Annotated in this window: 10 protein-coding genes; 1 reads left to right on the forward strand and 9 read right to left on the reverse strand. The window is 66.9% G+C overall.

All coding sequences use genetic code 11. The features are described from left to right. Positions 1–22: 22 nt before the first annotated feature. From AC1DFC_RS00060 to AC1DFC_RS00100, 9 genes are all read right to left on the reverse strand, one after another. Positions 23–877, reverse strand: a complete 855-nt coding sequence (locus tag AC1DFC_RS00060; RefSeq protein ID WP_007838454.1) for a phosphodiesterase — start codon at positions 875–877, stop codon at positions 23–25. Further along, the gene (locus AC1DFC_RS00065; protein ID WP_007838455.1) at positions 874–1935 is read right to left on the reverse strand and encodes an ABC transporter ATP-binding protein; all 1062 of its coding nucleotides are present in this window, start codon (positions 1933–1935) and stop codon (positions 874–876) included. Before AC1DFC_RS00065 ends, AC1DFC_RS00060 begins: the two co-directional genes overlap by 4 nt. Then, entirely contained in the window at positions 1925–2725 is an 801-nt protein-coding gene (locus AC1DFC_RS00070) for an ABC transporter permease (RefSeq protein WP_007838457.1), read from the reverse strand. Before AC1DFC_RS00070 ends, AC1DFC_RS00065 begins: the two co-directional genes overlap by 11 nt. 13 nt (positions 2726–2738) lie before the next feature. Further along, positions 2739–3560, reverse strand: coding sequence for an ABC transporter permease (locus AC1DFC_RS00075; protein ID WP_007838459.1), 822 nt, complete (start codon positions 3558–3560; stop codon positions 2739–2741). Between the two features lie 307 nt (positions 3561–3867). After that, the gene (locus AC1DFC_RS00080; protein WP_478178514.1) at positions 3868–4878 is read right to left on the reverse strand and encodes an ABC transporter substrate-binding protein; all 1011 of its coding nucleotides are present in this window, start codon (positions 4876–4878) and stop codon (positions 3868–3870) included. 43 nt (positions 4879–4921) lie between these two features. Beyond that, the gene (locus tag AC1DFC_RS00085) at positions 4922–5941 is read right to left on the reverse strand and encodes a LacI family DNA-binding transcriptional regulator (protein ID WP_007830244.1); all 1020 of its coding nucleotides are present in this window, start codon (positions 5939–5941) and stop codon (positions 4922–4924) included. A gap of 144 nt (positions 5942–6085) precedes the next feature. Beyond that, entirely contained in the window at positions 6086–6601 is a 516-nt protein-coding gene (gene lspA / locus AC1DFC_RS00090; protein WP_007830246.1) for a signal peptidase II, read from the reverse strand. After that, entirely contained in the window at positions 6601–9450 is a 2850-nt protein-coding gene (gene ileS, locus AC1DFC_RS00095; RefSeq protein ID WP_413332451.1) for an isoleucine--tRNA ligase, read from the reverse strand. The genes lspA and ileS overlap by 1 nt, the downstream gene beginning before the upstream one ends. A gap of 132 nt (positions 9451–9582) precedes the next feature. Further along, the gene (locus AC1DFC_RS00100; RefSeq protein WP_413332449.1) at positions 9583–10620 is read right to left on the reverse strand and encodes a bifunctional riboflavin kinase/FAD synthetase; all 1038 of its coding nucleotides are present in this window, start codon (positions 10618–10620) and stop codon (positions 9583–9585) included. A 165-nt stretch (positions 10621–10785) separates the two neighbouring features. Here AC1DFC_RS00100 and AC1DFC_RS00105 point away from each other — a divergent pair, with 165 nt between their 5' ends. Next, complete coding sequence (locus tag AC1DFC_RS00105) at positions 10786–11346, forward strand: HNH endonuclease (protein ID WP_007830252.1); 561 nt, start codon at positions 10786–10788, stop codon at positions 11344–11346. Positions 11347–11437: the final 91 nt, after the last annotated feature.

Genomic DNA, 11437 nt, shown 5'->3' on the forward strand with positions numbered 1-11437 from the left:
CCATTTTCCACAAGCGGGCGCTTCAGTCGATCAGGGCTCCGTTGTCGTGGAAAGGATATGGCCCTTCGAAGCTGCCGGAGGCCGCCAGGTGGGTGACCAGCCGGCGTCCGCGAGCGGACCAGGCGTGCACCCTGAAAGAAGGCGGCTCCAGTGTCCAGGCCGATTCGGCGTCGGGTGCGAGGTCGAGACAGACCTGATGGGCCGGAGCCGGAGAGGTCGAGGCAATGGTGCCGCCGAAGCGCACGTCGATGGCCCGGTGCAGGTGGCCGCAGATCACGCGTTCGACGTTCGGGTGGCGTGAGAGCAGTGCCTCGAGCGCGTCGGCGCCCTGCAGCAGGCCGATCTCGTCCATGTGGCCGATCAGCGTTTCGAAGGGCGGGTGGTGCATGGCGACCACCACGGGCTCGCCGCGGCAGGCGTCCAGCTGCGCTTCGAGCCAACCCAGGCGCTTCTCGCACAGCGAGCCATGGCTGGCGCCGGGCACGCAGGTGTCGAGCGTGAGCAAGCGAAGGTCGCCGACGCGCACCGAATACTGGATGAAGCCGTCGGTGTCGGCACCCGTGCCGAGATAGGCGTGGCCGGGAAAGCTGCGGCGCAACTGGTCGCGGTCGTCGTGGTTGCCTGGCATCAGGTAGACCGGCATGGTCAGCGGGGCCAGCAGCCGCGCCAGATGTTCGTATTCGGCGGCGCGGCCGAAGTCGGTCAGGTCGCCGGTGATGACCACGGCATCGGGCTGCTGGCGCAGCGCCAGCACCGACTGCACGGCGCGCTCGAGGTACGGCGCGGTGTCGATGCGGCCATAGGCCAGCCGGCCCGGCTCGCGGATGTGCAGGTCGGTCAGCTGGACCAGGAAGGTGTTCTCTGCTGTTGTCGTCATGCGCTGGTCTCCTGCGACGTCATCAGGCGGTCGGGGTGGATGCGCAGGCCCACCGCGTCGCCCGGTCCGAACGGATTGTCGCGCCCTACGTCGGCCATCAGCACCGGCTGGTCTTGAACACGCAGGTGCAACTGCACGCGGTCGCCGAGGAAGGTACGGCGTTCGACGGTGGCGGCGCCCCAGCCTGGCAGGGGCGCACCGACCTCGATGTCTTCGGGCCGCACGAGCAGCGTCGCATGGCCCCGCCACGCCGACGGGCAGGGCAGGGCTGACCCTCCGAGTCGGACAACGCCTTGTGCGATGGCGTCGGCCTCGCGTTCCAGCCGGTTGACCCGGCCGAGGAACTCGGCGACGAAGGGGTGTGCGGGCGCACGGTAGAGGTCTTCGCCGCGACCCACCTGCACGATGCGTCCGGCGCGCATCACGGCGAGGCGATCGGCAATGGCCAGCGCCTCCTGCTGGTCGTGCGTGACGTGGATGGCCGTGATGTGCAGGCGGCGCAGCAGTTCGGCCAGTTCGTCGCGCAGCGACTCCTTGAGCTTGGCGTCGAGCGCTGCCAGCGGCTCGTCGAGCAGCAGCACGCGCGGGCGCACGGCCACTGCGCGCGCCAGGGCCACGCGCTGGCGCTGGCCGCCGGAAAGCTCGGCGGGGCGCTTGTTCTCCAGTCCGCCGAGGCGCACGAGGTCGACCAGCTCGCCGACGCTGCGCTTTTCTTCATCGGGCGCCACGCCGCGAATGCGCAGCCCGTAGCCGATGTTGGCCGCGACCGTCATCTGCGGAAAGAGCGCATAGCTCTGGAACACCATGCCAACACCGCGGTGCTCGACCGGGCGCTGCGTGACGTCCTGCCCGCCGAACACGATGCGGCTGCCCGCGTCGGGCGATTCCAGGCCGGCGATCAGCCGCAGCAGCGTGGTCTTGCCGCAGCCCGAGGGGCCGAGCAGCGCCAGCACTTCGCCGGCTTCCACTTGCAAGTCGGTGGGCTGCAGGCCGCGCGTGCCGTCGGCGTAGGTCTTCGCACAGTTGGCGATGTCGATGGGAATGCGTTCAAGTTCCATGGCGTTTCTGCATCAGGTTGGCAAGGTACTGCAGAGCCCACAGCACCGGAAGAATGACGGCGAAGAAGACCAGCGTGTAGGCCGATCCGATCTCGATGCGCATCGAGGCATAGCTGTCGGCCAGGCCCACGGGCAGCGTGCGCGTGAGCGGCGTGTGCAGCATCCACGTGAGGTTGAACTCGCCCACCGACAGCGTGAACACCATCAGGCTGCCGGCCACGATGGCCGGGAACACCGCGGGTACGAGGATGCCCATGAATCGCTGGCGGAAGTTCGCACCCAGCGAGCGCGCGGCCTCCTCGAGCGCGAGCAGGTCGTCGCGCTGGAAGGCCGAGCTCACGGTGCGCACCATGAACGGCAGCGTGAACACCATGTGGCCCACGAGGATGAAGGCGAAGCTCTGGCGGAAGGCAGTGAGCTGGCCATAGGCAAGGATCAACGCGAGCGCCGTCGCAAGGCCCGGCACCGCGACCGGCAGCGTCAGCAGCTCCTCGAAGATGCGCGCCACGCGCGAGCGGCTGCGTGCCAGCGCATAGGCACAGGGCACGCCCAGCAGCACGGTGCCGATGACGCAGGCCACGGCCAGCGTGAGCGACCAGCCGACGGTGCCGCCGTAGTTCTCCCACACCTCGCCGAGCCAGCGCAGCGTGAGGCCGCTCTTGAGGCCCATGCTGTAGTTGTTGACGAGGCCCGCCATCACCGACAGCAGCATCGGCGCGATCATGAAAAGGCTCACGATGACCGTGACGGCAAGCAGGAAGGGCGCTTTGGCCTGGGTGTTGGTTCGCATGGTGCGTGGGCCCTCAGCGTGCGACGGGATTCGCGCCAAAGCGGCGCGCCACGAACAGCACCAGCCAGGTCACGATGCCCAGCGAGATCGACAGCGACGCGGCAAGCGCGAAGTTGGCATAGTTGGTGAACTCGTTGTAGATGGTGATCGGGATCACCTCGAACTTGCTGGCCAGCGTGAAGGCCGTGCCGAAGGCGCCCATCGAGGTGGCGAAGAGGATGGCGCCGCAGGCCAGCGTGGTGGGTGCAAGCTCGGGCATCCACACGTCGCGCGCGACGCGAAGCCGCGAGGCGCCGAGCGAACGCGCGGCTTCTTCGAGCTGCGTGTTCATCGATTCGGCCGCTGCCGCGTAGGTCGCGATGGCGCGCGGCAGCGAGAAGTACAGGTACGCAAGGAACAGCCCGAGCAGGCCGTAGGCGAAGGTAATGCGTTCGCCGAACAGGCTGTCGCTGAGGTCGGCCACCACGCCTTGGCGCCCGCCGAGCAGGATCACGAAGAAGCCGATGATCACGCCCGGGAACGAAAGCGGCAGCGTGAGCAGCGAAAGCAGCACGCGCTTGCCGACGAAGGCATGGCGCGCGAGGTAGATGCCCACGGCCGCGCCCAGCACCAGCGTGGCCAGCGTCACGACCACCGAGAGCGCGACGGTGTTGGCCATGCTCGTGAGGTAGCGCGCGTCGGTCAGCACCGCGAAGTAGGTGGACCAGCCCTTGTCGGCGGGCAGCGTGAGAAGACGCACGACCGGCAGCAGCCAGAAGGCCGCGAAGAAGGCGGCCGCGGGTGCCACGCAGGCCAGCAGGCGCCAGCGTGGGGTCCAGGAGGTGTCGGACTTCATCTCAGTTCTTCATCGTGGGTTGTTTGGGTTGCGGGACAGAACGTTCAGGGCGCGTGCACAGGCCACCGGGTACTCCCCTCCGCGAATGTCCCCCGCCTTCGGCTCCTCCTTTATTTCGCTGCGGGGAGCACCCGGTGCCCTGTGCACAGGGCACGCGGCTGGTTTGCGGCCGATCAACCAGTGCTCTGAACGATCACGACGGCGGGGTGCCTTGCGCAGCGAAATAAAGGAGGAGGCCGCAGGCCGGGGGACATTCGCGGAGCAAGGTACCCCGTCGGCGTGATCGCGCCTTGAACAACAGACCGACTTAGCGCACTTCCTTCAAATACTCATCAGAGAAGGTCTTCTGCGCGGCAGCCATCCGCCCGTAGTCCACGCTCTTGGCCCGGGCGTATTCGCTCGCCGGCAGGAACTGCGCTTCGATGTCCTTGGGCATGGCGCTCGCGCGCACCGGCCGCAGATAGGCCTTGGCCCAGATCGCCTGGCCTTCGTCGGACAGAGTGAAGTCGAGCACCTTCTTCGCATCGGCCGCATGCGGGGCCTTGGCGACCAGGCTCATCACGTAGGGCACGGCGAGAGTGCCCTCGCTCGGGATCACGAAGGCGACGTTGGCCTTGTCCTTGTACTTGGCGCGGTAGGCGTTGAAGTCGTAGTCGAGCAGGATCGCGATCTCGCCCGACAGCACGCGCGCGTACGAGGTCTGCTTCGGCACGATGGGCTCGTTCTTCTGCAGCGCCTTGAAGTAGTCGATGGCCGGCTTGAAGTTGTCGAGCGTGCCGCCGCGTGCTTCGTTCACCGCCACCGCGCCGACATAGCCCACGAAGGCCGAAGCCGGATCGAGGTAGCCGATCAGGCCCTTGTACTCGGGCTTGAGCAGGTCGGCCCACGACTTCGGGATCGGCTTGCCCTTGAGCGCGTCGACGTTGACCATGAAGCCGAGCGTGCCCGAGTGAATGGTGAACCAGTTGCCGGCCGGGTCCTTCAGGCCGTCGGGAATGTCTTTCCAGGCGGCGGGCTTGTAGGGCTCGACCACGCCGTCTTTCGCGGCCTGCACCGCGAAGGTCACGCCGAGGTAGGTGACGTCGGCCACGGGGCTGGCCTTCTCTGCGACCAGCTGCGCGAGCGACTGGCCCGAGTTCTTGTTGTCGGCCGGCACGGTGATGCCGGTCTTGGCCTTGATGGCCTTCAGCTGCGTGCCCCAGTCGGCCCATTCGGTCGGGCAGTTGTAGCAAATGGCGGTCTGGGCCATGGCGCTGCCGGCGGCGAGCGCGGCGGCCAGGATGCCGAGGCGAGCCAGGCGGTTGAAGCGAAGTGACATGGTGGGACTCCTTGGATGGATGTGGTCGGAGAACGAGGGAAGGTCAGGGAATCGCGGCGTTGTTGTCCTCGCGCGCCGAAGCGCACGACTCGCCGTCTCGGAAGGCATGGGCAAGCAGCAGGCTCGCGTCGGGCTGCAGCGTCGCGCCCCCGGCGATGGCCGGGATCAGCAGCTCGACGCTGTGGCGGCCGATGTCGCTGTTGGGCTGCGCGATGGTGGTGAGCGCAGGTGTGAGGTCTTCGCCGAGCGCGATGCCGTCGAAGCCGACCACGCTGAGGTCGTCGGGCACCGCCAGGCCGCTCAAGTGCGCGGCGCGGATGCTGCGGATGGCCAGCAGGTCGTTCGAGCAGATCAGCGCGGTGGGGCGGCGGCGCGCCTGCAGCTGGTGCGAGAGCGCATCGACCGCGGTTTCGACGAAAGGCACTTCGATCAGCGCGGGCGCGGCGAGCCCGGCCTCCGCCATGCCCCTGAGGTAGCCGCGATAGCGCTGCTGCGCACGGTCCGACGCGGCGAGCGTGCCGCTGACCATCGCGATGCGGCGATGGCCCAGCAGCACGAGGCGCGCGACGGCATCGGCCACGGCGCCTTCGCTGTCGACCGACACGCAGGGGTGGTCCGCGTGGCGGTTGTAGGCCAGCACATAAGGCACCTCCGCCGCCTGGAGCCGGGGCAGCGCGGCCGATGTCGAAGGATTCGACACTACGAGGATCAGCCCGTCGACATTGCCGGCCAGCAGCAGTTGCACCGCGCGTTCTTCTTCATCGAGCCGGTAGCCGGTGGTGACGGGAATGATCGCGTAGCCGCCCGCGATGGCCGCGCGCGCGATGCCCTGCAGGCACTCGGCGAAGGTCGGGTTGAGCAGTGTGGGGAGCACCACGCCGAGCACACGGCTGCGCTGGGTGCGCAGCGTGCGCGCGCTGGCGTTCGGCACATAGTTGAGCTCCCGCGCCACGCGCTCCACGAGTTCGCGGGTGACGGGCGTCACCTTGCCGGGAAAGTTGAAGGCCCGCGACACGGTGGCCACAGAGACCCCGGCTTTGGCTGCAACGGCTTGGATGCTCATCGTGCGGTGTTCATGTAATCGATTACATTGGACCGCCGCAGTATGACTTTGTTATGACATCGCGAGAAAGCGGGGAGAAACCCTCGGACTTTCGCGAGAGGGCAGACCCAAATAAGAAGGGGCCCGTAGGCCCCTGAGAACAAGTTACTTGCCCCGGCGAACCCGCCGGATCTCGTCCAGGATCAGGCAGATGGCGCCCAGCGTGATGGCGCTGTCCGCGGCATTGAAAGCAGGAAAGTACCAGTTGCCGGCGTGGAAGCTCAGGAAGTCCACGACATAGCCGTGCATCATCCGATCGACCACGTTGCCGATGGCGCCGCCCAGGATGCAGGCCATCGAAAACGAGAACAGCTTCTGCCCGGCGTGGGACTTCAGCATCCATACGATGAACACCGCGGCGCCCACGCCGATCACTGTGAACAGCCAGCGCTGCCACCCCGAGTGATCCGCCAGGAACGAGAAGGCCGCCCCGGTGTTGTGCGCACGCACGACGTTGAAGAAGCCCGTCACGTACGTTGCGTCACCGAGCTTGTAGTAGCCCAGGATCAGCGTCTTGGTGAACTGGTCGATGATCACGATGATCACCGCCAGCCCGAGCCAGGGCCAGATGCTGCTGCCGCCGCGTGAACGCGATGCCGACATGGAACGTGCCGCCGCCATCAGGCAACGCTCCGCGATTCGCCGGCGCCGAACAGGTTGCTCGTGCAACGGCCGCAGATCGTGGGATGCGCCGGGTCGTGGCCCACGTCGTCGCGGTAGTGCCAGCAGCGCTCGCACTTCTGCGCGGCGCTCGGCGTGACCACCGTCGACAGCGCGTCGCCGGCCGCCAGTTCGATGGCCGAGGCGATGAAGACGAACTTCAGGTCCTCGCCCAGGGTGCCCAGCAGCGCGAAGTCGTCGGCCGGTGCCGTCAGCTGCAGGTTGGCCTGCAGCGACGAGCCGACCTTGCCTTCGGCGCGCACGGCTTCGATGTCCTTGTTCACCGCGTCGCGGATCTCGCGGATGCGCGTCCACTTGGCGAGCAGGGCTTCGTCAGATGCGGGGAACTGGCTGTAGGTCTGCGCGAAGATCGATTCGCCCGGCTTGCCCGTGCCCACGATCTTCCAGGCCTCTTCGGCCGTGAAGCTCAGGAACGGCGCCATCCAGCGCAGCATGGCTTGCGAGATGTGCCACAGCGCGGTCTGTGCGCTGCGGCGCGCCAGCGAACCCGGGGCCGTCGTGTAGAGGCGGTCCTTCAGGATGTCGAGGTAGAAGCCGCCCAGGTCTTCCGAGCAATAGATCTGCAGCTTGGCCACCACCGGGTGGAACTCGTACACCTTGTAGTGCGCGAGGATCTCGGCCTGGAACTGCGAAGCGCGCGCGAGCGCATAGCGGTCGATCTCGAACAGCTGGTCGAGCGGCACCGCATCCTTCTGGATGTCGAAGTCGCTCGTGTTCGCGAGCAGGAAGCGCAGCGTGTTGCGGATGCGGCGGTACGCATCGACCACGCGCGCCAGGATCTTGTCGTCGCCCGCGATGTCGCCCGAGTAGTCGCTCGCGGCCACCCACAGGCGGATGATTTCCGAGCCCAGCTTGTTGCTGATCTCTTGTGGGTCGATGCCGTTCTTGAGCGACTTGCTCATCTTGATGCCCTTGGCATCGACGGTGAAACCGTGCGTCAGCAGGCCCTTGTACGGCGCACGGTCTTCCAGCATGCAGGCGATCAGCAGCGACGAATGGAACCAGCCGCGATGCTGGTCGTGGCCTTCGAGGTACAGGTCGGCCTCGGGGCCGGTGTCGTGGTGCACCGTGGGGTGCGTGCCGCGCAGCACGTGATAGAAGGTCGAGCCCGAGTCGAACCACACCTCCAGGATGTCGGTGCTCTTGGTGTAGTGCGGCGCGTCTTCGACGCCGAGGATCTCTTCGACCGTCACGCGGCTCCAGGCCTCGATGCCGCCCTTCTCGACGATGTCGGCGGCCTGGTCGAGGATTTCCATGGTGCGCGGATGCAGCTCGCCCGAATCCTTGTGCAGGAAGAACGGGATCGGCACGCCCCAGCTGCGTTGTCGGCTGATGCACCAGTCGGGCCGCCCGGCGATCATGTCGTGCAGGCGGGCCTTGCCGTTCTCCGGGTAGAAACTGGTCTGTTCGATGGCGTCGAGCGCGGTCTGGCGCAGCGTCTTGGGTGCCTTGTCCTTGGTGAACACGCCTTCGCCCTCGTCCATGCGCACGAACCACTGCGCTGCGGCGCGGTAGATCACAGGCGTCTTGTGGCGCCAGCAGTGCGGATAGCTGTGGGTGATGGTCTCGGTGGTCAGCAGGCGGTTGGCATCGCGCAGCGCCGCGATGATGACCGGCACGGCTTTCCAGATGTTCTGCCCGCCGAAGAGCGGGAAGTCGGGGGCGTAGCTGCCGTTGCCCTGGACCGGGTTCAGGATGTCGTCGTACGCCACGCCATGGGCGATGCAGGAGTTGAAGTCATCCACGCCGTAGGCGGGCGAGGAGTGGACCAGGCCGGTGCCGTCGGTGGCGGTGGCGTAGTCGGCCAGGTACACCGGCGACAGGCGCTGGTAGCCGGCGTCCACGTCGTACAGCGGATGCTCGAATTCGAGCCCGCCGAGCGCCTCGCCCTTGACCGTGGCCAGCACCTTGCCGTCGAGCGCGTAGCGCGTCATGCACATCTCGACCAGCGAGTTGGCCAGGATCAGCAGGCCGCGCTCTGTGTCGACCAGCGAGTACTCCAGCTCGGGGTTCAGGTTGATCGCCTGGTTGGCCGGGATGGTCCACGCGGTGGTGGTCCAGATCACGGCGAAGATGTCGCCGAGGATCGTGTGGTCGGTGCCGAAGGCCTTGAGCACCTTCTCGCGCTCGTGCGCCTTGAAGGCCACGTCGAGGGTCTGGCTCTTCTTGTCGGCGTACTCGATCTCGAATTCGGCGAGCGAGGAGCCGCAGTCGAAGCACCAGTACACGGGCTTCAGGCCGCGGTACACGAAGCCGCGCTCGATCACGCGCTTGAACGCGCGCAGCTCGCCGGCTTCGTTGGCGAAGTCCATCGTCTTGTAGGGATGATCCCATTCGCCCAGCACGCCCAGGCGCTGGAAGTCGGCCATCTGCTGCGCGATCTGTTCCGTGGCGTAGGCGCGGCTCTTGGCCTGCATCTCGTCGCGGCTGAGGTTGCGGCCGAACTGCTTTTCGATGGCGTTCTCGATCGGCAGGCCGTGGCAGTCCCAGCCGGGCACGTAGAGCGCGTCGTAGCCTTCGAGCTGGCGCGCCTTGGTGATCATGTCCTTCAGGATCTTGTTCACCGCATGGCCCATATGGATCTGGCCGTTGGCGTAGGGCGGGCCGTCATGCAGGATGAACTTGGGCGCGCCGTGGCGGGCGTCGCGCAGGCGGTGGTAGCGGCCCTCGTCATTCCATTCCTTCACCCAACCCGGTTCGCGCTTGGGCAGGTCGCCGCGCATCGGGAAGGGGGTGTCGGGCAGGTTCAGCGTGGAACGGTAGTCGGTGGAGGTGGCAGCGTCAGACATGTTGGGGTGCGAAACAGGGGGGCTTCGACAGGCTCGGCCCGAACTGCCCGGAAAAAAAGGAGCGCGTCGGTGCGGAAGGTAAAGCCGTTCACCCTGAGCTTGTCGAAGGGCGGCAGCACGGTGCGTGCAGGGCTAAATTCGATCGCGCGTGGTCTGGCGGTGGGTTTCGGCGTGGGTCGATGCAAAGAACGCACGTGCGTCGCGCCCATCCTTCGCGATGCCCGCAGTGAGGGCCTCGAGGCTGGTGTAGCGCAATTCGTCGTGCAGTTTGTGCAGGAGTTCCACGCGGACGATTTTACCGTAGGCCCCTTCGGCGCCCAGATGCGAGGGCCACTCAAGGCAATGCGTCTCCAGCAGAACCCGACCGGCGTTGACGTCGTTGGCGTCGAGCGAGGGCCGCACGCCGAGGTTGGCCACGCCCGGCAGCGGTTGCTCGGCCAGGCCGTGGACCAGCACCGCGAAGATGCCGCTGGCAGCCGGCTTCCAGTGCTTGAAGCGCAGGTTGAGGGTGCGAAAGCCATCGTCCTTGCCCGGCGAGGAGGCGCCTAGCGCGCGGCCCAGCTTGCGGCCATGGACCACGTGGCCCGAGATGGTGTACGGGCGGCCCAGCAGGTTGTGGGCGTCGGCCATGCGGCCTTCGGCCAGCGCATCGCGCACGGCGGAGCTGGACACCCGCAGGCCATGCACTTCGTAGCTGTTCATGCGTGCGACGTCGAAACCGCGGGCCTCGCCGGCCGCGTCGAGCATGGCGTAGTCGCCGGCCCGCTTGGCACCGAAGCGGAAGTCGTCGCCGACCAGCACGTAGCGCGCGCCCAGGCCGTCGATCAGCACGTTCTGGATGAACGCCTCGGGCGATTGGGACGCCAGCCGGCCGTCAAACGGCAGCACGATGGTCTGGGCCACGCCGCAGGCCGCCAGCTCGGTCAGCTTGTCGCGCAGCGTGCCGATGCGCGCCGGCGCCAGGTCGGGTTTCCTGGTGACGGCGGCGAAATAGTCGCGCGGGTGCGGCTCGAAGGTGAGCACGCAGCTCGGCAGCCCGCGGTGGCGGGCCTCGGTCTGCAGCAGCGCCAGCATGGCCTGGTGGCCACGGTGGACGCCGTCGAAATTCCCGATCGTGAGGGCGCAGGCCGGAGCTACGCCCGGGTGCCGGAAGCCGCGAAAAACCTGCATCGGTGAGTATCTTTTTGATAGCGCCTTTCGCCCGTCGAATGGGCGAATCAGGCCGATTTGTCACAAAGCCGGTATATTGTGACGCAGTGCGTGGTCTGGCGTGAGTCGCCGATGCACCCCGAGTCTCTGGTCTCTGCGTGGTTTTCTCGTTTCGAGGAGTCGTGTGTGAAGGTCTTGAAGCTGTCGGCCCAAGGGCTGCCCCAGTCATGGATTTCGCTGGAACAGGCGGTGATCCACTACGCGGCGGACGAAGTTCGCTGGGAAGTGGGCGCGCAGGTGGCGGTGTTCCGCGGCGGCCACAACGCGATCACGGGCGAGCAGTCGCAGATCGCGATCAACAGCATCATCGGCACCAAGGGCGTGCCGCGCATCAATCCCTTCACGCAGCGGCCCGGGCTCACCAACAGCAAGCTGTTCTCGCGCGACCGCAACGTTTGTGCTTACTGCGGCGGGCATTTCCATGAAGACGAACTCACGCGCGAGCACATCATCCCGTTTGCCCAGAGAGGCATCGACACCTGGATGAACGTGGTCACGGCCTGCAAGCCGTGCAACCATCGCAAGAGCAGCCGCACGCCCGAGCAGGCGAACATGCCGCTGCTCTACGCGCCCTACGTGCCCAGCCTCTGGGAAGACTTCATTCTGCGCAACCGCCGCATCCTGGCCGACCAGATGGAATTCCTGATGGCGCACCTGCCACAGAGTTCGCGGCTCCACGACGGCTAGGCCGAGGCGCTTCGCGCCAGACTGCTCCCACGCGCATCCGCTGCGCCCTCCGACCGGGCGCAGCATCGTTTTGCCGAACATGGCGGAACTT

It is taken from the genome of Variovorax sp. 10L421 (assembly GCF_056395365.1).